Genomic DNA, 23,408 nt, shown 5'->3' on the forward strand with positions numbered 1-23,408 from the left:
TCCGCTGCTGGCCTCAGCGGCCGCGCTTCTTCTTGTCCTTGGCCAGGTTGCGGCCGAACTGGCGCACGCTGGTCTTGGCCAGGTCGGCATCCTGGTTGGGGAAGTACTCGCCGTCCCAACGGGTGACCTGGTCATTTTCGAAGAAGACCGTGAAGTTCTTCACTTCGGTCTTGCCCACGCGGTTCACGCGTTGGCTGGCGGTGTAGTCCCAGCGCTGGGCATGGAACGGATCCGGGATCGAGGGGGTGCCGAGCAGAGCGTTGACCTGCTGCTTGCTCTGGCCCACCTGCAGCTGACCGACGGCCTGCTCCCGGATCAGGTTGCCCTGATAGATGGGTTGCTTATAGATGATGCCGCAGCCCGTGGTGGACAGGGCAACGGCGGCGACCAGCAGGAGATTGCGCATCAGGAATGGCGTTTTGGGAAATCCAGTCGATGATACACTCACGACGCGTCGCCGCGACCCAATCCGAGGCAGCTGGCGCTAAATCGCCAATGAACGGAGAACTATGGAAACCCACGACCTGCGCAAAGTCGGCCTGAAGGTGACCCATCCGCGGATGCGGATCCTGGCGCTGCTGGAGCAGCGCACTGCCCATCACCACATGACTGCCGAAGACATTTACCGCCAGCTGCTGGAGCACGGCGACGAGATCGGCTTGGCCACGGTGTACCGGGTGCTGACCCAGTTCGAGGCCGCCGGCCTGGTGCTGAAGCATAATTTCGAAGGCGGCCAGGCCGTCTACGAACTGGATCGTGGTGGCCATCACGACCATATGGTCGACGTGGACTCGGGCAAGATCATCGAGTTCGAAAGCCACGAGATCGAAGAGCTGCAGCGCAAGATCGCCACCGACCACGGCTACGAGCTGGAAGAGCACTCGCTGGTGCTCTACGTGCGTAAAAAGCGCCGGTAAATCCCTGCCGTGGGGCCGGGATGCCGCCGCGACGACCAACGGTCGTCACCTACGACGGTGGGCAATTCCGGTAAATCCCTGCCGTGGGTCGGGATGTCGCCGCGACGACCAACGGTCGTCGCCTACGGCGGTGGACATTCCCGGTAGGTCCCGACCGTGGGTTGGGGGGCCTCGCGACGACCAACGGTCGTCGCCTACACCTGCAGCAGCTTGCGCGCCGCCGCGCGGGCTTCCTTGCTGACTTCCACGCCACCGAGCATCCGCGCCAGTTCTTCTTCGCGCGCCTTGCTGTCCAGTTTTTCCACCGCGCTCTGGGTCATGCCATCCACCGGTGCTTTGCTGACCCGGTAATGGGCGTGGCCCTTGGACGCGACCTGGGGCAGGTGGGTCACGCACAGTACCTGTCGCTTTTCGCCCAGGGCGCGTAGTTTCTGGCCAACGATGTCGGCCACGGCGCCGCCAATGCCCGAATCCACTTCGTCGAAGACCATCGTCGGCACGGCGTCCAGGCCCAATGCGGCCACTTCGATCGCCAGCGAGATCCGCGACAGTTCACCGCCCGAGGCTACCTTGCGTAGGGCGCGCGGCGGCTGGCCGGCATTGGCGGCAACCAGGAACTCCACCCGCTCGGCACCGTTGGGGTCCGGTTTGGTCACCGCCTGCGGTTCGATCTCGATCAGGAACTGCCCGCCGCCCATGCCCAGTTCGCCGATCAGGGTGGTGGTGGTGACCGACAGCGCTTCGGCTGCCTGGCGGCGGCTGCCGCTGAGCACCGTGGCCACGGCCTGCCATTGGCCGGCCGCACGTTCGATCTCGCCGGCCAGTGCCTGCAGCCGGGTATCGGCGCCCCGCAGCTGTTCAACCTCGGCCTCCATCGCGTCGCGATGCTCGCCCAGTGCCTCCATCGGCACCCGGTGCTTGCGCGACAGGTCGTGCAGGCGGCCCAGCCGGCGCTCGATGTCCTCGAACTGCTCGGGGTCGGCGTCGAGGTCGTCGTGGACCCGGTCCAGCAGGGCCAGTGCTTCATGCAGCTGGATGCTGGCGCTGTCCAGCAAGGCGTCCACCTCGCCCAGGCGCGGGTCGTGCTCGGCCACCCGCGACAGTTCATGGCGGGTCTGCTGCAGCAGCTGCAGCGCCGAGGTGTCTTCATCGCCATTGAGCCGGGCCGCGGCAACATCGCACGCGGCGATCAGCGCGCTGGCGTGGGCCTGGCGGCGGTGGTTGCTGCCCATCTGCGCGATCGAGGCCGGGTCGAGGTCTTCGCGATGCAGCTCGCCCAGCTGGTGTTCCAGGTAGCCGATGCGGTCGCTGACGTCGCCCTGGCGCGACAGCGCCTCGGCCTCGTCCACCAGCGCCTGCCAGCGGGCCGCGGCCTGGCGGACCTGGCCGCGCTCGGCATCGTTGCGGGCGAAGGCATCCAGCAGGGCCAGCTGCGACGGGCGTGACAGCAACGCCTGCTGCTCATGCTGGCCGTGGATTTCAACCAGCCGGGCGGCCAGTTCGGTGAGCTGGGACAGGGTGACCGGGCGGCCGTTGATCCAGGCCCGCGAGCCGCCGTCGGCGCGGATGATCCGGCGCAGCTGGCACTGGTCTTCATCGTCCAGCTCGTTGTCGCGCAGCCACTGCCGGGCCGGGGCATGCTCGCCCGGGGCGAATTCGGCCGACAGCTCGGCGCGGGCGGCGCCATGGCGGACCACGCCGCTGTCGGCGCGCAGGCCGGACAGGAAGCCCAGCGCGTCGACCATCAGCGACTTGCCGGCGCCGGTCTCGCCAGAAACCACGGTCATGCCCGGCCCGAATTCGAGTTCGGTGGCACGGACGACGGCAAAATCCTTGATCGATAGATGTCTGAGCATGTTCTTGGGTTCCCGAGCCGCGCAACGCTAGCATGGGTAGCAGGCAGCTCCAATGACTTGCCAACGCGCGATGCAGCCATTATCTAATGTGGCGTCTCACAGGCTGATTCCATGCACCCTTCCGTTCCCCCGCTTGTGCCCCGTGCCCGCCACCTGCTGCGGACGCTGATCGCGCGGCACATCCAGGACGGCGAGCCGGTCGGCTCGCAGACCCTGGCGCGGCTGGCCGGGCTGGATGTCAGCCCGGCCACCATCCGCAACATCCTGGGCGACCTGGAAGACCTGGGCCTGCTCAGTTCCCCGCATACCTCGGCCGGGCGGGTGCCCACCGCGCACGGCTACCGGGTATTCGTGGACAGCCTGGTGAAGATGCAGCCCCCCGGCGAGGGCGAACTGAACCGGCTGCGCACCGAGCTGGCCACCGGCACCGGCACCCAGGCGTTGCTGGGCAGTGCCTCCGAGCTGCTGTCGGCAATGAGCCATTTCGTCGGCGTGGTCAGTGCGCCGCGCCGCGAGCAGTTCGCCTTCCGGCACATCGATTTCGTGGCGCTGGACGCGCGCCGGGTGCTGGCCATCCTGGTGTTTGCCGACAACGAGGTGCAGAACCGGGTGATCGAACCGCGCCACCGCATCAAGCCGGGCGAGCTGGAGCAGGTGGCCAACTACCTCAACGCCAACTGCGCCGGGCGCCCACTGGCCGAGATCCGCCAGCGCCTGCTGCTGGAGCTGCGCGATGCGCAATCGGAAATGGAGCAGCTGCTGGCCCACGGCATCGAGCTGACCGAACAGGCACTGGTGCCGCCGGCCGATGACATGGTGCTGGCCGGGGCGACCCGGCTGATGGGGGTACAGGACCTGTCCGACCTGGACCGGCTGCGTGAGCTGTTCGACGTGTTTGCCAGCAAGCGCGAGATCCTGCAGCTGCTGGAGCGCACCATCCAGGCGCCGGGCGTGCGCATCTTCATCGGCGAGGAGACCGGGGTGATGCCGCTGGAAAGCGTCTCGCTGGTCACCGCGCCGTATTCGGCCGATGGCCAGGTGCTGGGCGTGCTGGGGGTGATCGGGCCCAAGCGGATGGCTTACGACCGCATGATCCCGCTGGTGGAGGCCACCGCCCAGGTGCTGGGGGCGGCGCTGGGCTCGACCGCTGGCGGCGGATTGTCCCGCGATCGGACATAAAGCGGCCCGCTACTCTTGAAACCGGAATCGACGCCCACATAGGGGTGGGTGGAGGCGGAGAGTCACCGCCAAGGATCCGGAAATGAACCAAGATCAACCTGATATCGCCGCCCAGGCCGCTGGCGAACCCGCCGCGGCCGAATCGCTCCAGCAGCAGCTGGAGAGCCTGCATAACGAAGTGGCCCTGCTGCGTGCCGAGTCGCTGCGCGAGCGCGCCGACCTGGACAACCAGCGCAAGCGCGTGGCCCGCGACGTTGAACAGGCGCGCCGTTTTGCCAACGAGAAGCTGCTGGGCGAGCTGCTGCCGGTGTTCGACAGCCTGGACGCCGGCCTCAATGCCGCCGGTACCGAGCCGAGCCCGCTGCGCGAAGGCCTCGAGCTGACCTACAAGCAGCTGCTCAAGGTCGCCGCCGACAATGGCCTGGTCCTGCTCGATCCGACCGGGCAGCCGTTCAACCCCGACCACCACCAGGCGATCAGCCAGGCCGATGCGCCCGGCGCGGCGCCGGGCAGCGTGGTGCAGGTATTCCAGAAGGGCTACCTGCTCAACGACCGCCTGCTGCGCCCCGCGCTGGTAGTGGTCGCCCGCGATTGACCCCGTGGTGCCGGGCGTGCCCGGCGCAGGGCGGTGCGGCCAGGTCCCTCCCGGCCAGAGGCTGAATACGTTGTGCCGCCGACGGACACAGCGTTTGGTTGATGGCTTGAATGTGATCCCGCCGTCCCCCACATCCCATTCATAACCCGGCAGCAGCCGGATGTTCCCAGAACTTTCAGGAGTCTCCCTCATGGGCAAGATCATTGGTATCGACCTCGGCACCACCAACTCGTGTGTGGCGATCATGGACGGCGGCAAGGCCCGCGTCATCGAAAATTCCGAAGGCGACCGCACCACGCCTTCCATCGTCGCCTACACCAAGGACGGCGAAGTGCTGGTGGGCGCCTCGGCCAAGCGCCAGGCGGTCACCAACCCGAAGAACACCTTCTACGCCGTCAAGCGCCTGATCGGCCGCAAGTTCACCGACGCTGAAGTCCAGAAGGACATCGCGCACGTGCCTTACGGCATCCTGGGCCACGACAACGGCGATGCCTGGGTGCAGACCAGCGACGCGAAGAAGATGGCGCCGCAGGAAATCTCCGCCCGCGTGCTGGAAAAGATGAAGAAGACCGCCGAAGCCTACCTGGGCGAGACGGTCACCGAGGCGGTCATCACCGTGCCGGCCTACTTCAACGACAGCCAGCGCCAGGCGACCAAGGACGCCGGCCGCATCGCCGGTCTGGAAGTCAAGCGCATCATCAACGAGCCGACCGCGGCCGCACTGGCCTATGGCCTGGACAAGGGCGACAACAAGGATCGCAAGATCGTGGTGTACGACCTGGGCGGCGGCACCTTCGACGTCTCGGTGATCGAAATCGCCAACGTCGACGGTGAGAAGCAGTTTGAAGTGCTGGCCACCAACGGCGACACCTTCCTGGGTGGCGAAGACTTCGACAACCGCGTCATCGAGTACCTGGTCGACGAGTTCAACAAGGACCAGGGCATCGACCTGCGCAAGGATCCGTTGGCCCTGCAGCGCCTGAAGGACGCTGCCGAGCGCGCCAAGATCGAGCTGTCCAGCGCGCAGCAGACCGAAGTGAACCTGCCGTACGTCACCGCCGATGCGTCGGGCCCGAAGCACCTGAACATCAAGCTGACCCGCGCCAAGCTGGAAGCGCTGGTGGAAGAGCTGATCAAGAAGTCGATCGAGCCGTGCCGCGTGGCGTTGAACGACGCCGGTCTGCGCTCAAGCGATATCAACGAAGTGATCCTGGTCGGTGGCCAGACCCGCATGCCGAAGGTGCAGCAGGCGGTTACCGAGTTCTTCGGCAAGGAACCGCGCAAGGACGTCAACCCGGATGAAGCGGTGGCACTGGGTGCGGCGATCCAGGGCGGCGTGCTCGGCGGCGACGTCAAGGACGTGCTGCTGCTGGACGTGACCCCGCTGTCGCTGGGCATCGAGACCATGGGTGGCGTGTTCACCAAGATCATCGAAAAGAACACCACCATCCCGACCAAGGCCTCGCAGGTGTTCTCCACCGCCGAGGACAACCAGTCGGCGGTGACCGTGCACGTGCTGCAGGGTGAGCGCGAACAGGCCCGCTTCAACAAGTCGCTGGCCAAGTTCGACCTGTCCGGCATCGAGCCGTCGCCGCGTGGCATGCCGCAGGTGGAAGTGTCCTTCGACATCGACGCCAACGGCATCCTGCACGTGTCGGCCAAGGACAAGAAGACCAACAAGGAACAGAAGGTCGAGATCAAGGCCGGTTCGGGTCTGTCCGAGGACGAGATCGCGCGCATGGTCGCCGATGCCGAAGCCAACCGCGAAGAAGACAAGAAGTTCCACGAGCTGGTCCAGGCCCGCAACCAGGCTGACGCGCTGATCCACGGTACCCGTACCGCGATCACCGAGCACGGCAGCAAGGTCGGCGGCGATGTGATCGGCAAGGTGGAGGCCGCCCTGGCCGATCTGGAAACCGCCATGAAGAATGACGACAAGGCGCAGATCGAAGCCAAGTCGAAGGTGCTGGAAGAAGCCGGCCAGGCGCTGTTTGCCGCCTCCGCGTCGGCCGAGCAGGGCGGTGCCGCCCCGGGCCCGGATGCCGGTGCCAACAACGGCGCGCACGACGATGTGGTCGACGCCGAGTTCACCGAGGTCAAGGACGACAAGAAGTCCTGATCCGGACAAGGCACGGGACGTTGCGCAGGCAACGTCCCGTTGTCGTTTCCGCTAGGTCCTGGCAGCCGCACCACGGTTTGTCCGGGCGCCCCCGGCGAAAGAGCGGACCTGGTTCCGCTCTTCCGCTTTGACGAATCCCGACTTCCGGATACTGATTCAAGACCATGAGCAAGCGTGATTACTACGAAGTGCTGGGCGTGTCCCGCACCGCCAGCGAAGAAGAGCTGAAGAAGTCCTATCGTCGCTGCGCGATGAAGTTCCATCCGGACCGCAACCCGGGTGACGCCGCGGCCGAAGCCTCCTTCAAGGAGTGCAAGGAAGCGTATGAAACCTTGTCCGACAGCAACAAGCGCCGGATGTACGATGCCCACGGCCACGCTGCGTTCGAGCATGGCATGGGCGGTGGCGGTGGCGGTGGCGGTGGCCCTGGTGGCCCGGACATGGGCGACATCTTCGGCGACATCTTCGGCAACATCTTCGGTGGGGCCGCCGGCGGTGGCCAGCGCCAGGCACGTCGCGGCGCCGATGTCGGTTACGTGATGGAACTGGACCTGGAAGAAGCGGTGATGGGCGTGGAGCGCCGCATCGAGATTCCGACCCTGGCCGAGTGCGACGACTGCAATGGCAGTGGTTCCGAAGACGGCAAGGTGGACACCTGCAACGTGTGCCATGGCCACGGCCAGGTGCGCATCCAGCGTGGCATCTTCGCCATGCAGCAGGCGTGCCACAACTGCAACGGCCGCGGCAAGATCATCCAGACGCCGTGCAAGACCTGCCACGGCAATGGCCGTGTGGAGGAAGACAAGGTGTTGTCGGTGAAGGTGCCTGCGGGTGTCGACAGCGGCGACCGCATCCGCCTGTCGGGCGAGGGTGAGGCCGGTCCGGCCGGGACCCCGCCGGGCGATCTGTATGTGGAAGTGCGGGTGCGCGAGCACGCGATCTTCCAGCGCGATGGCGACGACCTGCACTGCGAAGTGCCGATCCGCATCTCGCAGGCCGCACTCGGCGACACCGTGCGCGTGGCGACCCTGGGCGGTTATGCGGAAATCCGCATCCCGGCCGAAACCCAGACCGGCAAGCTGTTCCGCATGCGTGGCAAGGGCGTGCGCTCGGTGCGCAGCCGCACCGAGGGCGATCTGTACTGCCGCGTGGTGGTGGAAACGCCGGTCAACCTGACCACCGAGCAGCGCAAGCTGCTGGAGCAGTTTGAAACCACGTTCACCGGTGAGGACGCGCGCAAGCATTCGCCGAAGTCGGCGACGTTCCTGGACGGGGTGAAGGGTTTCTGGGATCGGATGACCTCGTAAGCGGGGCGCCTTGGTGTGTGATGTTGAGAAGGGCCTCCTGGTAACAGGAGGCCTTTTCCATTTCTCCCAAGGCAGAGCCCGCGTTTGGGGCCCCTTCGCGTCCAGCAGGCCCCTGGTGCAAACGTCCCCCGACCGCCTGCGGCGACCACCCCAGATCAGCGTCACCACCAACGGTGGTGACCTACCTGAGGGTATTGGTGTCGCCGCGTGCAGAGAGGTGCAGCGCACATACAAAACAGCGGAGTGGGCCGTTGCGTACCGAGAGCCGAGCCCCTTGGCGGCCGGCAGGCCCTTGGCAAAATCAAGGAGGAGGTGACGGCCGCAGGCCGGCGCCGGGGGACATTTGCGAAAGGGCCTGCCGGCCGCCAAGGGGCCCCGGACGCTCGCGTTGCAACCCACCGAAGACGCACACACGCGCTACTGTCCAATCCACCCGGGGCCGTCGCGCCCTGCACGCCACCGCGATCTCTTGCATCTGCAAGCATCTTCGCCAACCGCGGTGGCGGGCGTAAAATGCCCGCCATGAACGAACCCCTCGAAAGCCACCTGGTTCACGGTCGCCGCCAGCGCCCGGACGGTCCGTCGCCGGTCGACGTTATCTCGGTACAGTCGCAGCTGGTCTACGGCTATGCCGGCAACAGCGCGGCGGTGCCGCCGCTGCGCGCGCTGGGCGTGCGCGTGGCCGAAGTGCCCACCACGCTGCTGAGCAACGCGCCGTTCTACCCGACCACGCGCGGCCGCGTGCTGCCTGCGGACTGGTTCGCCGAACTGCTGCAGGGGGCGGGCGAACGCGGCCTGCCGCAGCGGGCGCGGATGCTGGTGTCCGGCTACTTCGGCAGCGTCGGCAACGGGGCTGCCTTCGCCGACTGGCTCGATGAGGTGCTGCCGGCCTCGCCACAGCTGCGTTACTGCCTGGACCCGGTGATCGGCGATACCCATACCGGCCCCTATGTGGAACCCGGGCTGGAAGCCGTGTTCGCCGAGCGCCTGCTCCCGCACGCCTGGCTGGTCACCCCCAATGCGTTCGAACTGGGCCGCTTGACCGGCATGCCCAGCCTGGAGGAGGGCGATGCCATCGCCGCCGCGCAGGCGCTGCTCGCGCGAGGTCCGCAGTGGGTGCTTGCCCATAGCGTCGGCGGCGAGCCGGGCCAGCTGGTCACCCTGGCGGTCAGCCGCGAGGCGATCTGGCGCTGGTCCTCGCCGCACCTGCCGGTGGACGTGGCCGGCACCGGCGATGTGCTGATGTCGCTGCTGGTAGCGTTCCTGCTGCGCGGCGAATCGATCGAGCAGGCGATCTCGCGTGCGATCGCCGGCGTGCACGTGGCGCTGGAAACCACCCTGGCCAACGGCCATGAAGAGTTCGATGTATTGGCCGCCGCACCGGCCGCATTGGCCCTGCCGCAGCGCTTCGTGCCCGAGCGGCTGGCGTGAGTGCAGCACCGGTCGTGGTGGGCATCGTCGGCAGCGCCGGTACCTACGGGCGCTGGCTGCGCGGGTTTCTGCAGCAGCGCATGGGCCTGCAGGTCATTGGCCATGATCCGGCCGACCCGCACTCCGATACGCCTGACACCCTGCTGGAACACGCCGATGTACTGGTGTTCTCCGCGCCCATCCGGCATACCCCGGCACTGATCGCCGACTATGTGCGCCGCTCTGCCGGCCGCGAAGCCGGCCGCCTGTGGCTGGACGTGACCTCGGTCAAGAGCGAACCGGTGGCTGCGATGCTGGCCTCCCAGGCCGAGGTGGTCGGCCTGCACCCGATGACCGCGCCGCCCAAGGCGCCCACCCTGAAGGGCAGGGTGATGGTGGTCTGCGAAGCGCGGCTGTCGCGCTGGCAGCCGTGGCTGCAGCAGTTGTGCGATGCACTGGAAGCCGAATGCGTGCGCGCCACGCCCGGGCACCATGACCAGGTCATGGCGTTGGTGCAGGCGATGGTGCATGCCACCCACCTGGCCCAGGCCGGCGTACTGCGCGAATACGCACCCCTGCTGGGGGCGCTGCCGACGCTGATGCCGTACCGCTCGGCCTCGTTCGAGCTGGATACCGCGATCATGGCGCGCATCCTGTCGTTGAACCCGGCCATCTACGAAGACATCCAGTTCGGCAATCCGCACGTGGCGCCGATGCTGGACCGGTTGCTGGGCCAGTTGCAGCAGCTGCGCGCGCAGGTGGCGCAGGGCGATGATGCGGCGCGGGCTGCATTCCGCCAGCAGCTGCTGCTGGACAACCGCGACAGCCAGGGCGCGGCCGTGCTGGCCGAGGGCAACTACACCTTCGAGCGGGTGGGGTACCTGTTGGCCGACCTCACCGAGCGCAATGCGATCAGCGTGCACCTGCCCGAAGACCGGCCCGGATCACTGCGCGAGCTGCTGCACGTGTTCGAGCGCCACGGGGTCAGCCTTGCGTCGATCCATTCGTCACGCGCCCCGGGCGGGGAAGTGCATTTCCGTGTCGGCTTCGTTGCCGGCAGTGACGGCCTGGCCCTGCAGCGGGCGGCGGTGGAGATCGATGCCAGCGGCATTGGCCGGGTCCTGCCGCGCTGAGGGATGCACGGCCACACTCATCCACAGGGGGTGTGGATGAGTGCCGAACAAACATGTGGATAACCACGCGCAGCCGTTGCCTGCCAAGGCTGTCAAGACGTTTGGCGATAAAATCACCAGCCTTTCGCAATCTTTTTTCGCCGGCCCGTTCATCGGCTGGCGGCGGCTCAGGTGCGGAGCGTCAACTCGCCGCCGTTGGTGCGGAACTCGCGGCCGTCGCGCACCAGCGGGCGACCGTCGGCCAACTCGTAGCGCGGTGAGGACGGGGCAGACGACGCATCGCCGGGTTGTTCGTCCTTGAACTCGATGATGACGTAGCTTTCGCCCACCGCATCGGTGGCGGGAAACTGTCGGAACGACATGCAACACCTCCTGCAACAGCATGGACCAGTGACCTGCGCACCATGCGACCGATCGCGTTAGCGGTGTGTCATCAATCGATGAACTGCAGTTTTGCCAGCTCCGCGTACAGACCGCCTTCGGCCAGCAGCTGTGCGTGGGTGCCCTGCGCGACGATGCGGCCGTGGTCCATCACCACGATGCGATCGGCCTTGAGCACGGTGGCCAGGCGGTGGGCGATGACCAAGGTGGTGCGCCCGGCCATCAGCCGTTCCAGGGCCTGCTGTACAGCGCGCTCGCTCTGCGCATCCAGGGCGCTGGTGGCTTCATCCAGCAGCAGGATCGGCGCGTCCTTCAGCAGCGCCCGGGCGATGGCGATGCGTTGCTGCTGGCCGCCGGACAGGCGCGCGCCACGTTCGCCCAGTTCGCTCAGGTAGCCATCGGGCAGCGCCTGCAGGAATTCATCGGCTTCGGCTGCTTCGGCGGCACGCTGCACGTCGTCATCGCTGGCCTCCAGCCGCCCGTAACGGATGTTTTCCAGCGCGGTGCTGGCAAACAACGTCGGCTGCTGCGGCACCAGCGCCATCTGCGCGCGCAGCGCGGCCGGCTCCACCGCGCGCACGTCGACACCATCGACCAGGATGCGGCCCGCGGCGGGATCGTGGAAACGCAGCAGCATCGACAACACCGTGCTTTTGCCGGCGCCGGACGGGCCGACCAGGGCCACGGTCTCGCCGGGGCGCACATGCAGGTCGAAATGCGCCAGTGCAGCGGTATCGGGGCGTTGCGGGTAATGGAACACGACGTCGTCGAAACGGATCTCGCCCCGCAGCGGCAGTGGCAGCGGCAGCGGGTTGGCCGGGGCGAGGATCTCGATGTCTTCCTGCAGCAGCTCGGCAATCCGGCCCATGCCGCCGGAGGCCCGCTGCAACTCGTTCCAGACCTCGGCCAGTGCGCCCACCGAGCCCCCGCCGATCAATGCATACAGCACGAACTGGCCCAGCGTACCGGCGCTCATGAGGCCATCGTTGACATCGTGCGCGCCCAGCCACAGCACCCCGACGATCGCCCCGAACACCAGCACGATGGCCGTGGCGGTGACGATCGACTGTGCGCCGATACGCCGCCGCGCGGCCTTGATCGACTCGCCCAGCGCAGCGTTGAAGCGGCCGCGCTCGTAGGGTTCGCGTGCATGCGCCTGGACCGTGCGCACCGCGCCGAGCGTCTCGGCGGCCAGGGTGTTGGCATCGGCGACCCGGTCCTGGCTGGCGCGCGCGATGTTGCGCAGGCGGCGCGCGCCGATGATGACCGGCAACACCGCCAGTGGAATGCCCACCAGCGACCACATTGCCAGCCGTGGGCTGGTCACGAACAGCATCACCAGGCTGCCCACCACGGTGATGCTGCTGCGCAGGGCCACCGACATGGTCGAGCCGATTACGCTGCGCAGCAGCTCGCTGTCGGCGGTCAGGCGCGAGACCAGCTCGCCGCTGCGGCTGCGGTCATGGAAGCCGGCACCCAGTGCAATGAGGTGGGCGTACAGGCGGCTGCGCAGGTCGGCGACGACTTTTTCGCCCAGCAGGGACACGAAAAAGAAGCGCGCGGCCGTGGCCAGCGCCATCACCACGGCCACCAGGAACAACAGCGCGAAGGCCTGGTTGATCTGGCCATTGTTGTTGAAGCCGTGGTCGATCATCTGCTTCACCGCCGGCGGCAGGCTCAACGTGGCAGCCGATGAAATAGCCAGCGCGACCAGCCAGGCGGCGAACAACCCGGAGTGCCGGCGCACGAACGGCCACAGCGTGCCAAGGCTGCCAAGCCGACGGACCGGGGTGGCCGGCGGGGAAGAAGTGTCAGTCATCAAGGTGGCCCGGGTCGGTATGCGTTTCAATGCGGATACGATCACGTGTGGCGTCGCGGAGGCGGTTTTTCAACGGGTCAACCTGATCGGCAGGCAACTGCAGCTGCAGTTCCACCCCGGCCGGAGTGAAGGTTTCGCCGAGTTTTTCGGCGCCGTGCCCGGCCAGTGCCGCATGCAGGGCGCCAAGATCCTCGAAGCCGGCCAGCACGCGGATCTGCGAGAGCTGCACCAGGGGCAGTCGCGGGGCGCTGCGCAGGCATTCGGCGGCCGTGCCGCCGTAGGCCCGGACCAGCCCGCCGGCCCCAAGCTTGATCCCGCCATACCAGCGGATCACCACCACCATCACCCGATCGAACCCCTGGCCGTCGATCGCCGCCAGGATCGGCCGGCCGGCGGTGCCAGCCGGTTCGCCGTCGTCGCTGGAGCGGTACTCACTGCCATGCCGGTAGGCCCAGCAGTTGTGCGTGGCATCGGCAATCGCCACCTGCTGCAGGAACGCCAGCGCGGCGGCGGCACTGTCGATCGGCGCGGCATGCGCGATGAAACGGCTGTGCTTGATTTCCAGGCTGTGGCTGGCGACGGTGGCGAGCGTATCGGGCATCCCCACCATTGTAGGTGACGACTGTTGGTCGTCACATGCTCGTCAGTTGTCCAGCAGCTGGCGGACATCGCGCGGGACGCGCGCTTCCGGATACTGCACCAGGTAGCGCTCCAGGCTGGCGCGCGCGGTGTCCAGGTCGCCGGCATCGCGGCGCTCACGAATGCGTTTAAGCCATTGTTTGCGGGGCAGCGCGGCATCGGCGTCGACGGCGGCATCGACCGCGCTGGCTGACAGTTCGGCACTGGCCGGTGCCGACTGGGCGCGTCGCATCACACCGGCGGCGCCGGTCATGCTGCGTGCCGAGGACTTGGCCGCTGCGCCAGCCTCCGGCGCGGCGGCATTGGATTGCCTGGCGTCACCGGTGGGGGTGACGATATCGGTTGGTCGTGGCTCGGCGATGTCCATCGCGTAAGCCTGCGGGGCCGCCGCGACCTGCGCGGGCGGTACCGGCGGTGCTGGCGGTGCCTGCATCACCGGCGCTGGCATCACCGGCGCGGGCTTGGGCAAGGCCGGTGGGGTGGGCGTGGTCCGTGCCCGTGGGGCGACTGCCCCGGCAGCATTCTGCGCGGCAGCGGGTGTCTGGGCAATCTCGGCAGCGGCGGCGGATGCCGCCGACGTGTCGCTGGCCGCGGGCGCGGCGTCGAGCGCCGGCGCGTCCTCGACAACCGGCGCGGTGGCGGCCATCGGTGGCGGTTGTGGCGGTTCCGGCTTGAGCTGCCAGGCGATGCCAACGGCGAACACCACCGACGCCGCCAGGCCGAGCGCGGCCGGCAGCCGCGACCGGCGAGGCCGTTGCACAGGTGCCGCGGTCGTCCCGGGGGCGATCACCGGGGCGGCCGAAGTCACCGGCTGAGGCTGCACGGCGGCCCGCGCGGCGGCCAACACCGCCTCGTCGAGTGCGGCCGACGGCGTACTTGGCGCACCGCGACCGAGCAGGCGTGCCAGTTCGCGTTCTTCCGGGGTCAGCGGTTCGATGTGGTTCATTCGGTCAACCCCGCGCGCAGCTTGTCCATCGCGTAGCGCAGCCGCGATTTAACCGTTTCGCGGCCGACGCCGGTGATCTGGGCGATCTCTTCCAGGCTCAGTTCCTGTTCCAGCCGCAACTGCAGGACCTCACGCTGTTCTTCCGGCAACTGCTCCATCGCCAGCTGCAGCTGGCGACGCTGCTCGAACTCGGACAGCTGCGTTTCCGGCGTCCGCGTATCACTCATGCGTGCGACCCGCTCATCGGCGTCGCCCGGCGCGGGCGGACGATGCCGGGCGGCGCGCCAATGATCGTTGAGCCGGTTGTGGGCAATCCGGAACAGCCACGTAGTGAAGGCAGCGTCGGGTTGCCAGCCGGCACGCGCGGCGATCACCCGCTGCCAAACGTCCTGGAACATTTCGTCGGCCAGCGCCGCATCGCGCAGCTGGCGCAGCAGAAAGCTGTACAGGCGGCTGCGATGGCGCGCGTACAGCGTTTCAAACGCATGCAGTTCGCCGCCGGCCCAGGCCAGCATCAGCGATTCGTCGGTTGGCAGGGCAGCGGCGTCCACGGCGCACAGAGTAAGCGCTGGGCTGGCTTGCGCATAGCAGGGCGTGGTGGCGGCGATCACGGGCGACAACATGGCGGCATGGCGGGGGAGACAGGGGTTCAAACGTCCAGCGGCGCTGAACGGGGTTGCGGGCTTCCATTGCCCCCCGGGTGCCGCGCTATGCTCGCAGCACAGGGGAGGTGCCGGGTACCCGGGACCAGAAGAGATGAACATGTTGTCCAACCAGCTGGTGACGTCCTTGGGGCATCCGGAAGGTGACGCGGTGGTTGCCGCCTCGCTCGCGCGGGCATTGTGTGCCCTGCTGCCGCAGGGCGCGCAGGTTGCCCTGGCGTGGTCGGACCCGGGCCTGGGGGAAGGATGCCTGGCGCAGCCGCCGGCAACGCTGCCGCCGGCCGAGGCGCTGGCGGCGTTGCTCGGTGGCGGCGCAGGGCCGCAGGCGACAGTGCGCCGTTGGCAGCATCAGGGCAGTGACCTGGTCGTGCAGGCGGTGGCTGCCGATGGCGCGGTGCCTGATCCGGCGTGGTGGGCGATTGCCCGGCAGTCGTTGCAGGACGCGCTGGCGCTGGCGCGGCAACGCGAACAGATCAATCTGTTGGAGAACTCCGAGCGGTTGCAGCAGGCGCTGTACGAGATCGCCGATTTGGCCGGCGCGGACCTGGAAATGGCCGAGATGCTCCGCCACTTCCATCGCGTGCTCAATTCGTTGATGTACGCACAGAACTGCTACATCGTCGAATACGACGACGTGCTCTGCCGGGTGCGCTTCCTGTACTTCGCCGACCAGCGCGACAGCTTTGTCGCCGACCCGGACCGGAGTTACCAAGAGCACGAAATGCCGCGCAGCCTGACCTTCGCGCTGCTGCGCCACGGCCAGCCGCTCAGTGGGCCGTCCAACGAGCTGCTGGCGGCGATGAACGACGAGTACGACCCGAGCCGCGGTCCGGAAAGCCTGGATTGGCTGGGCGTGCCGATGCTGCGCGACGGCCGCGTGTGCGGGGCGATCGTGGTGCAGAGCTACGAACAGCGCGTGCGTTACAACGAAGCCGATCGCACCTTGCTGGGTTACGTGGCCCAGCACATCCTCACCGCGATGGACCGGCGCCAGGCGCAGGTGCAGCTGGAGCGCCAGGTGGAGCGGCGGACCTTGGAACTGCAGCGCGCCAACAGCAGCCTGCAGGATGAGGTGGTCGAGCGCCGCCGCGCCGAGAAGCTGCAGCTGGCACTGTTCAACATCGCCGAGATGGCAATGAGCGCCGAGAGCCTGGCCCAGTTCTACGTGCAGGTGCATGGGGTGGTGGGCACGCTGCTGGATGCACGCAATTTCTACATCGCGCTGGTCAACGAAAACGGCGATGGGCTCGACTTCGTCTACTCGGTGGACGAATACAATGCGTCGCGCGCGCCGCGACCGTTCAGCGAGGGGCTGACCGAATTCATCGTGCGCAATCGGCAGCCGCTGCTGGCCACGCGCGGGCACATCGATGCCCTGCGCGATTCCGGCCGCGTGCGCGAATTCGGCGCGCGCTCGCACTGTTGGCTGGGCGTGCCGTTGCTCAGCGATGACGATGTGGTGGGCGTGATCGTGGTGCAGAGCTATTCGCCGGAGGTCAGTTTCACCGCGCATGACCAGCGGCTGCTGACCTTCGTGGCGCAGAACATCGGCAACGGCCTGGCCCGCCAGCGCGACCAGGAGCATCTGCGCAACGCGCACGCGGAGTTGGAAAAACGGGTGGAAGAACGCACCCGCGAACTGGCCGAGGTCAATGACAAGCTGCTCGGCCAGATCGGCGAGCGTCTGCGCGCCGAGCAGCGGCTCACCCACCAGGCCATGCACGACGCCCTGACCGGGTTGCCCAATCGCCTGCACCTGCTGGACCGCCTGGAGGATGCGATCGCGCACGCGCGGCTGCCTGACGGGCCGTTGTTCGCGGTGCTGTTCCTGGACCTGGACCGGTTCAAGCTGGTCAACGACAGCATCGGCCACGCCGCCGGCGACCAGATGCTGGTCGAGGTGGCCAAGCGGATCGTGTCGATGGTCGGCAGTGGGGATGTGGTGGCGCGGCTGGGCGGCGACGAATTCGCGATCCTGCTGCAATGCGAGCAGGGGCTGGAAACGGCGCATGAATTCTCGCAGCGGATGCTGATGGCGCTGGAAGAGTCGATGTGGGTGCAGGGGCGCGAGCTGTTCCCGTCCGGCAGCCTGGGCATCGCGATGTGGAACCCGCGCTATCGCAATGGTGAAGAACTGGTCCGCGACGCCGATGCGGCCATGTACCGGGCCAAGGCGCAGGGCAAGGATCGCTGTGCGGTGTTCGACGAAGCCATGCGCGAGGAGGCGATGCGCAGCCTGGACCTGGAGGCGGACCTGCGCCGGGCGATCATCAACCGCGATTTCCTGCCGTATTACCAGCCCATCGTGCGCTTGAGCGATGGCGAACTGATCGGTTACGAAGCGCTGCTGCGCTGGCAGCACGAGCGCCGGGGCCTGCTGCTGCCCAGTGCGTTCCTGGACCTGGGCGAGGAAAGCGGGCTGATCGAACAGGTGGACTGGCTGCTGTATGAGGAGGTGATCGGGCAGTTGGCGCGAGGCGGTGAGGGTTACCTGTCGGTCAATGTGTCGCCGCGGCATTTTCGTTCCGCCGACTTCAGTGCGCGGCTGTTCGGGCTGATCGAGGCGGCCGGGGCGGACCCGCGGCGCCTGCGCCTGGAGATCACCGAGGTGGCGCTGCTCGACGACGGCCCGCGTACGCTGCGTATCCTGCAGGCGTTGCGCGAGCGCGGCGTGCTGGTGCAGCTGGATGATTTCGGCACGGGGTTTTCGGCGCTGTCCTATCTGCACCGCTTCCCGATTTCGACGTTGAAGATCGACCAGAGTTTCATCGCCGGCCTGCACGGGCAGGACATGCAGAGCACCTACGCGCTGGTGCAGGGGGTGTTGTCGCTGGCGCGAACGCTGGGCATCGAAACGGTGGGCGAGGGCATCGAGAACGAAGCCCAGCGCAGCACGTTGCTGCAGCTGGGCTGCGATTACGGCCAGGGCTACCTGCTTGGCCGGCCGGCACCGATGGAAACCTTCGTACGATGATGCAGCGGGGCAGAGCCCCGCTCTACGTCAGCGCAGCGCGTTGCGCCGCTTCTCGTCGATCCACTTGGACGCCTGCGCCGGCTGGTAGGCCCGCATCCAGTCCAGCATGGCGTCGATATCCGAGCCGTACCAGAGGTCGGCACGCTGTTCGGGGTGCAGGAAGCGCTCGTCGACCATGCGGTCGATCATGCCGATCAGCGGTGCGTAGAAGCCGTCCACATCCAGGAACGCGCACGGCTTGTTGCCGATACCGAGCTGGCGCCAGGTAAGCATCTCGAAGATCTCTTCCATGGTGCCAAAGCCGCCGGGCAGGGCAACGAAGGCATCGGACAGGTCGAACATGCGCGACTTGCGCTCGTGCATCGAGCCGACGATTTCCAGTTCGGTCAGGCCGCGGTGGGCCACTTCCCAGTCGGCCAGCTGCTTGGGGATCACGCCGGTGACTTCGCCGCCGCCCTCCAGCACGGCGTTGGCCACGGTCCCCATCAGCCCGACATTGCCGCCGCCATAGACCAGGCGCAGGCCGTCACGGGCGATGCGGTCGCCGAGTGCGATGGCGCGTTCGGTGTAGATGGGCTTGCTGCCGGCGTTGGAGCCGCAGTACACGCAGATCGACTTCATTGACTCTTCCTGTGTTCGGGAGGATGCCACCCAGAAACGCAAACGCCCCGCCGCGGACCGGTGTTCTGGTCGCATGACGGGGTGTGGTTTGGCGGTGCAAGCGGCAATTATCTCCCTTTCACGCGGCCGGGGCCAATCGGGGCATCATGCCGCGCGATGCGCGGGTACCGACCCACGGCCGGTACCCACGAAATGCCACCTGGTCGCGGCCAGCAATGGATCGGTCAGGCGGCCTGCGATTGCTCCCGACGCGGGCCTTCCTTCAACGCCCGGCCGACCAGGCCCACCAGCAGGTCCAGCTCGTCGCTGTCCATGCCGAAGTGCGGGGTGAAGCGCAGCGAGTTCTCGCCACCGTGGATGACGTTGATGCCGTGGTTGCGCAGCCACTCTTCGGTGGAGCCGGTGCCGTAGCACTTGAACTGCGGGGCCAGTTCACAGGAGAACAGCAGGCCGGTGCCCTGGACCTTGGTGATCAACCCGCCGAGTTCACTCTTGAGCTGTTCCAGTTTGCGCACGGCTTCCTCGCCGCGCACACGGATGTTCTCGCGCACCTGCGGGGTGAGCAGGGACAAGGTGGCCCAGGCCACGTCCAGTGCACGCGGGTTGGAGGTCATCGTGTTGCCGTAGATGCCCTTGCGGTACAGCTGCGCGGCATGGTCGGTGACGGCCAGGACCGAGAGCGGGAACTGGGCGGCATTGAGGGCCTTGGAATAGGTCTCCATGTCCGGCGCGTCCAGGCCTTCAAAACCGGGGTAGTCGACGATCGACAGCACGCCATGGGCGCGCAGGCCGGCCTGGATCGAGTCGAGCAGCAGCAGGCTGCCGTGCTGGCGGGTCAGTTCGCGGGCCACGGCATAGAACGACGGCGGCACCGAGCGGCCCGGATCGCCTTCGCCCATCACCGGCTCCAGGAAAATCGCTTCGATGAACCAGTGATTGGCCTCGGCGTCGGCGAACACGCGCTTGAGGGCGTCTTCGTCATACGGGGCGATGGCGATCACCGAGTCTTCGCCACGGTAGCTGGCCAGGTGCTGCAGGTAGGTCTTGCGGCTGGAATCGGAATACAGGCCGGGGCGGTCGGTGCGGCCGTGGAAGCTGCCCTTGACCACCACGCGCTTGATCTTCGCGCCGGCATGGCGGGCGCCCGGATCGGTCTGCAGCTTGGCGTTGACGTCGGCGATGCGCGCAGCCAGGCCCACCGCTTCGGAGCCGGAGTTCAGACACATGAAGCGGGCGAACGGGCACCCGCCACGACGATGGCCGATTTCCTGCCGCAGGGCCTTGATGAAGCGCTGCTGCGACAAGCTCGGGGTCATCACGTTGGCCATCACCTGCGGGGCCGCCATGGCCTCCATCACCGCCGCGGGGGTGTGGCCGAAGCCGAGCATGCCGTAGCCGCCGGCGTCATACAGCACGGCTCCTTTTAGAGTGACCACCCAGGCGCCACGGGCGGCGAGGGCGACATAGGGGGTGATGGCGTCGTCGGCATAGAAATTGACGAAGCCGTCCTGCATCGCATCGATCTGGGCGCGTTCGTCCAGCGCCAGGAGGTCGCCGAGCTCGGCGCGGACGCGCTCGAATTCGGCAACGGCAGCGTCGATCGCGGCAACCAGCTGCGGGTGGCCGGTGGCCAGGCGTTCAAGGGTGGCGTCATCCAGGCCGGTGGTAAGGCGGGTGCCGGGCTGGGCGCGAAGGGGGGCGAGGCGTTCGGTGAAGCTCATTGCAGATCTCCTGACACGATTGGCGGCACGGCGGAAATGCAAAACGCGCGTCTATTCGCGCGCGCTCGGGGGATTCCTGCTCGTGCATCTGACTTCCGACCCGATGCTATCACGCGGCTTTTCGCGCGATAACCCCGTGAAAAACTGTTGCATAGCAGCATTTTGCGCGACGTTCGCCAAATCCTGCATTGCTACCGAAGGCCAGTCGTACAATGCGCGACATTGCCTACACGTTGTCGTGCGCTCCCTTGAAGAAGTCCGATTTCAACTATGAACTGCCGCCCGAGCTGATCGCGCAGGCGCCCTTGGCCGAGCGTTCGGCCAGCCGCCTGCTGCTGGTGCCGGCCGCCCCGGACGCGTTCGAGCATCGCCATGTGCGCGACCTGCCCACGCTGCTGCGCGCCGGCGACCTGCTGGTGTTCAACGATACCCGGGTGATTCCGGCGCGCCTGTTCGGGCAGAAGGCCAGTGGCGGCCGGGTCGAAATCCTGATCGAGCGCCTGCTCGGTGCCCAGCAGGCGAGGGCCCAGGTGGGCGCCAGCAAGTCGCCCAAACCAGGCAGCCGGATCGGCCTGGACGCCGGGGGTGAGGCTGAAGTGCTGGGCCGCGATGGCGAGTTCTATGTGCTGCGGTTCCACGTGCCCGAGGCGCTGGAGCAATGGCTGCTGCACGCCGGTCGCCTGCCGCTGCCGCCCTATATCCAGCGCGAGCCCGGCATGGACGACCGCGAGCGGTACCAGACCGTGTTCGCGCGCGAGATCGGCGCGGTGGCCGCGCCCACCGCCGGCCTGCATTTCGACGAGGCGCTGCTGGCCGCGCTGAAGGACACGGGCGTGGACTTCGGCCATATCACCCTGCATGTGGGCGCCGGCACGTTCCAGCCGGTACGGGTGGATGACCTGAAGGAACACGTCATGCACCGCGAATGGCTGAACGTGGGCGCCGAGCTGGTCCAGCAGGTGCGCCGCACCCGGGCCGCCGGAGGCCGGGTGATCGGCGTGGGGACCACGGTGGTGCGGGCGCTGGAAAGCGCCATGCGCGACGGCGAACTGCTGCCTTACTCCGGGGAGACCCAGATCTTCATCACGCCCGGCTACCGTATCCGCAGCGTCGATGCGATGGTGACCAACTTCCACCTGCCCGAAAGCACGTTGTTGATGATGATTTCGGCGTTTGCCGGCCAGGACCGGGTGTTCGAGGCCTATCGCGTGGCGATTGCTGAAAAGTACCGGTTCTTCAGCTACGGCGATGCGATGTTGCTGTTCCCGCAGGCGTGATCTGAGGGCAGCCGACCAACGGTCGGCCCTACGTGGGTCGGGACGGGTTGGCGTACCGGTAGGTACCGACCGTTGGTCGGTACAGATGGGTGGGTCGGTACGTGCCCGTCCGGCCACCGGTCGCCACGGCGGGGCATGTCGGGCGCATTTCGGCGATAATCGGCAATTATTTGCCCGAATCCCGCTCCATGTCCCGACTCCAGTTCCAGCTGCAGACCACCGACGGCCGCGCCCGCCGTGGCCGCCTGACCTTCCCGCGCGGCACCGTGGAAACCCCGGCCTTCATGCCGGTGGGCACCTATGGAACGGTCAAGGGCATCCTGCCCGAGCAGGTCCGCGCGCTGGGCGCGGAGATCATCCTGGGCAATACCTTCCATCTCTACCTGCGCCCGGGCCTGGAGGTGATCGCCGACCACGGCGGCCTGCACGGCTTCGCGCGCTGGGACGGCCCGATCCTGACCGACTCCGGTGGCTTCCAGGTGTTCTCGCTGGCCCATCGCCGCAAGATCACCGAACAGGGCGTCACCTTCGCCTCGCCAACCGACGGCGCCCGGGTGTTCCTGGGCCCGGAAGAGAGCATGCACATCCAGAAGGTGCTGGATTCGGACGTGGTCATGATCTTCGACGAATGCACCCCGTACCCGGCCACCGAGCCGGTCGCGCGCACCTCGATGGAGCTGAGCCTGCGCTGGGCCCAGCGCAGCCGCAATGCCCACGACGAACTGGGCAACGATGCGGCGCTGTTCGGCATCGTCCAGGGCGGCGTCCACCACGACCTGCGCAGCCGCTCGGCCGAGGGCCTGCAGCAGATCGGATTCGACGGCTACGCCATCGGCGGCCTGGCCGTGGGCGAGCCCGAGCACGAGCGCAACGCCATGCTCGACCACCTGCACCCGATCCTGCCGGCCGACCGCCCGCGCTACCTGATGGGCGTGGGCCGCCCGGAAGACCTGGTGGAAGGCGTGGCCCGGGGCGTGGACATGTTCGATTGCGTCATGCCGACCCGCAACGCCCGCAACGGCCACTATTTCACCTCGTCTGGAACCGTGCGTATCCGCAATGCGCGCTACCAGCGCGACATGGACACCATCGAGCCGGGCTGCGGCTGCCATGCCTGCACCAGCGGCTATACCCGGTCCTACCTGCGCCACCTGGACCGCTGCAACGAAATGCTGGCGCCCATGCTGGGCACGATCCACAACCTGTATTACTACGAGAAACTGATGGCCGACATGCGCGCGGCCATCCGGGCGGGAACCTTTACCGCCTTCCGCCAGTCCTTCTACGCAGCCCGTGGCATGGCCACGCCGGCGCTGTAAGGGGCAGGCAGCCCCCTGATCGGCGCGCGAACCCTGCCAAACGGCCCAAGGACGAACTCCCGGGGCCATGGCATACTTCGTGGCTGCATCCCGTTTCGCGGCGTGCCCGGCCTTTCAGCGGGGGCGCCTCCCAACCCAAGGACTACAAGATGAACCTGATCGCTTTCCTGATTCCCGCCGCCCACGCCCAAGCCGCTGGCGGCCAGCCGGGCGGTGGTATGGGTCTGACCACCCTGCTGTTCCCGATCATCCTGATCGCGATCATGTATTTCCTGATGATCCGCCCGCAGATGAAGCGCCAGAAGGAACACAAGGCGATGCTGGAGAAGATCAAGCGCGGCGACGAAGTGCTGACCAACGGTGGCATCGCCGGCGTGGTCACCGACATCGGCGACAGCTTCATCACCCTGGAAGTGGCCGACAACGTGCGCATCCGCGTGCAGAAGGGCGCCGTGGGCAACGTGCTGCCGACCGGCACGCTGAAGTCGGCCAACTGAGCCACTCCTTTTCCGATGCACAACCGCGGCGCCGGG

Annotated in this window: 20 protein-coding genes; 11 read left to right on the forward strand and 9 right to left on the reverse strand. The window is 67.3% G+C overall.

From position 1 onward, the window contains the following. Window positions 1–13: 13 nt before the first annotated feature. Entirely contained in the window at window positions 14–406 is a 393-nt protein-coding gene (locus tag AC3IR9_RS08065) for an outer membrane protein assembly factor BamE (protein WP_489295217.1), read from the reverse strand. 103 nt (window positions 407–509) lie between these two features. Here AC3IR9_RS08065 and fur point away from each other — a divergent pair, with 103 nt between their 5' ends. Next, entirely contained in the window at window positions 510–917 is a 408-nt protein-coding gene (fur, locus tag AC3IR9_RS08070; RefSeq protein WP_489295218.1) for a ferric iron uptake transcriptional regulator, read from the forward strand. 194 nt (window positions 918–1,111) lie between these two features. On the opposite strand, the gene recN is transcribed toward fur, so the two are convergent. Next, entirely contained in the window at window positions 1,112–2,773 is a 1,662-nt protein-coding gene (gene recN / locus AC3IR9_RS08075) for a DNA repair protein RecN (RefSeq protein ID WP_489295219.1), read from the reverse strand. 111 nt (window positions 2,774–2,884) lie between these two features. Between recN and hrcA the strand changes: the two genes are divergently transcribed. The 6 genes from hrcA to AC3IR9_RS08105 all read left to right on the forward strand — a co-directional run bounded on the left by hrcA (window position 2,885) and on the right by AC3IR9_RS08105 (window position 10,516). After that, entirely contained in the window at window positions 2,885–3,952 is a 1,068-nt protein-coding gene (hrcA, locus tag AC3IR9_RS08080) for a heat-inducible transcriptional repressor HrcA (RefSeq protein WP_489295220.1), read from the forward strand. A gap of 82 nt (window positions 3,953–4,034) precedes the next feature. Next, a complete protein-coding gene (gene grpE, locus AC3IR9_RS08085) occupies window positions 4,035–4,547 on the forward strand; it encodes a nucleotide exchange factor GrpE (protein ID WP_489295221.1) in 513 nt (170 codons plus the stop codon). 190 nt (window positions 4,548–4,737) lie between these two features. Beyond that, a complete protein-coding gene (gene dnaK / locus AC3IR9_RS08090) occupies window positions 4,738–6,666 on the forward strand; it encodes a molecular chaperone DnaK (protein ID WP_489295222.1) in 1,929 nt (642 codons plus the stop codon). 164 nt (window positions 6,667–6,830) lie between these two features. After that, window positions 6,831–7,973, forward strand: a complete 1,143-nt coding sequence (gene dnaJ / locus AC3IR9_RS08095; RefSeq protein ID WP_489295223.1) for a molecular chaperone DnaJ — start codon at window positions 6,831–6,833, stop codon at window positions 7,971–7,973. A 522-nt stretch (window positions 7,974–8,495) separates the two neighbouring features. After that, window positions 8,496–9,404 (forward strand): pyridoxal kinase, encoded by a 909-nt coding sequence (gene pdxY, locus AC3IR9_RS08100; protein WP_489295224.1) that lies wholly within the window; start codon window positions 8,496–8,498, stop codon window positions 9,402–9,404. After that, window positions 9,401–10,516 carry a prephenate dehydrogenase gene (locus tag AC3IR9_RS08105; protein ID WP_489295225.1) on the forward strand — a complete coding sequence of 372 codons (1,116 nt, stop codon included), beginning with the start codon at window positions 9,401–9,403 and terminating at the stop codon, window positions 10,514–10,516. Before pdxY ends, AC3IR9_RS08105 begins: the two co-directional genes overlap by 4 nt. 167 nt (window positions 10,517–10,683) lie before the next feature. Here the strand turns inward: AC3IR9_RS08105 and AC3IR9_RS08110 are convergent, their stop codons facing one another. From AC3IR9_RS08110 to AC3IR9_RS08130, 5 genes are all read right to left on the reverse strand, one after another. Further along, window positions 10,684–10,878 carry a hypothetical protein gene (locus AC3IR9_RS08110; protein WP_489295226.1) on the reverse strand — a complete coding sequence of 65 codons (195 nt, stop codon included), beginning with the start codon at window positions 10,876–10,878 and terminating at the stop codon, window positions 10,684–10,686. Between the two features lie 71 nt (window positions 10,879–10,949). Further along, window positions 10,950–12,716 (reverse strand): ABC transporter transmembrane domain-containing protein, encoded by a 1,767-nt coding sequence (locus AC3IR9_RS08115; protein WP_489295227.1) that lies wholly within the window; start codon window positions 12,714–12,716, stop codon window positions 10,950–10,952. Further along, window positions 12,709–13,317 (reverse strand): IMPACT family protein, encoded by a 609-nt coding sequence (locus AC3IR9_RS08120; protein WP_489295228.1) that lies wholly within the window; start codon window positions 13,315–13,317, stop codon window positions 12,709–12,711. The genes AC3IR9_RS08115 and AC3IR9_RS08120 overlap by 8 nt, the downstream gene beginning before the upstream one ends. A gap of 42 nt (window positions 13,318–13,359) precedes the next feature. Beyond that, window positions 13,360–14,301, reverse strand: coding sequence for a hypothetical protein (locus AC3IR9_RS08125; RefSeq protein ID WP_489295229.1), 942 nt, complete (start codon window positions 14,299–14,301; stop codon window positions 13,360–13,362). Next, on the reverse strand, window positions 14,298–14,816 hold the full coding sequence (locus tag AC3IR9_RS08130) for an RNA polymerase sigma factor (protein ID WP_489295758.1): 519 nt from the start codon (window positions 14,814–14,816) through the stop codon (window positions 14,298–14,300). Before AC3IR9_RS08130 ends, AC3IR9_RS08125 begins: the two co-directional genes overlap by 4 nt. 241 nt (window positions 14,817–15,057) lie before the next feature. Between AC3IR9_RS08130 and AC3IR9_RS08135 the strand changes: the two genes are divergently transcribed. Next, on the forward strand, window positions 15,058–17,937 hold the full coding sequence (locus AC3IR9_RS08135) for a bifunctional diguanylate cyclase/phosphodiesterase (RefSeq protein WP_489295230.1): 2,880 nt from the start codon (window positions 15,058–15,060) through the stop codon (window positions 17,935–17,937). Window positions 17,938–17,964: 27 nt separating this feature from the next. Here the strand turns inward: AC3IR9_RS08135 and AC3IR9_RS08140 are convergent, their stop codons facing one another. Together AC3IR9_RS08140 and AC3IR9_RS08145 are read right to left on the reverse strand one after the other, a co-directional pair. Next, window positions 17,965–18,558, reverse strand: coding sequence for an LOG family protein (locus tag AC3IR9_RS08140; RefSeq protein WP_489295231.1), 594 nt, complete (start codon window positions 18,556–18,558; stop codon window positions 17,965–17,967). Window positions 18,559–18,782: 224 nt separating this feature from the next. Then, entirely contained in the window at window positions 18,783–20,279 is a 1,497-nt protein-coding gene (locus AC3IR9_RS08145) for an aminotransferase class III-fold pyridoxal phosphate-dependent enzyme (protein ID WP_489295232.1), read from the reverse strand. 212 nt (window positions 20,280–20,491) lie between these two features. Here AC3IR9_RS08145 and queA point away from each other — a divergent pair, with 212 nt between their 5' ends. From queA to yajC, 3 genes are all read left to right on the forward strand, one after another. Further along, window positions 20,492–21,556: a tRNA preQ1(34) S-adenosylmethionine ribosyltransferase-isomerase QueA gene (queA, locus tag AC3IR9_RS08150; protein WP_489295233.1), complete on the forward strand. Its 1,065-nt coding sequence runs from the start codon at window positions 20,492–20,494 to the stop codon at window positions 21,554–21,556. A 188-nt stretch (window positions 21,557–21,744) separates the two neighbouring features. Next, on the forward strand, window positions 21,745–22,875 hold the full coding sequence (tgt, locus tag AC3IR9_RS08155) for a tRNA guanosine(34) transglycosylase Tgt (protein ID WP_489295234.1): 1,131 nt from the start codon (window positions 21,745–21,747) through the stop codon (window positions 22,873–22,875). Window positions 22,876–23,024: 149 nt separating this feature from the next. Continuing rightward, window positions 23,025–23,372, forward strand: a complete 348-nt coding sequence (gene yajC / locus AC3IR9_RS08160) for a preprotein translocase subunit YajC (protein ID WP_489295235.1) — start codon at window positions 23,025–23,027, stop codon at window positions 23,370–23,372. Window positions 23,373–23,408: the final 36 nt, after the last annotated feature.

It is taken from the genome of Stenotrophomonas sp. GL_101, assembly GCF_057835675.1.